The 304-nt window shown below is 74.7% G+C and carries 1 protein-coding gene; it reads left to right on the top strand.

Going from position 1 to position 304, the window contains the following annotated elements:
• Positions 1–12: 12 nt before the first annotated feature.
• Positions 13–304 (top strand): hypothetical protein (locus H2O73_RS23765; RefSeq protein WP_497997509.1); only part of this gene is annotated, 292 nt, incomplete at its 3' end.

Below are 304 nucleotides of genomic sequence, written 5' to 3'. Positions count from 1 at the left end.
GAGGACGGATCCGTGGCGGTGCCGCTTCTGGGCGGGCACCGGGGCGCGAACCGGATCGCGGCGGATCTATCCGATCTTCTGGGCGGGGTGTCGGCGGTGACCACGGCGGGGGATGTGGCGCTCGGCGTGGCGTTGGATGCACCGCCGCCGGGCTACCGGCTGGCCAACCCGGCCGATGCGAAATCGGTGATGGCGGGGCTCTTGTCGGGGGGCGGCGCGCGTCTGACCGGAGAGGCGCTGTTCGACCTGCCCGCTGGCGAGGGGGCCGAGATCGCCGTGACCGAGGCGCCGCTGGCCGGTGGGC

Source organism: Vibrio marinisediminis (genome assembly GCF_014050145.1).
Taxonomy (GTDB): Bacteria; Pseudomonadota; Gammaproteobacteria; order Enterobacterales; family Vibrionaceae; genus Vibrio; species Vibrio marinisediminis.
The sequence above is the reverse complement of the archived record's forward strand: the minus strand, read 5'-3'. Positions and strand labels throughout refer to the sequence as shown.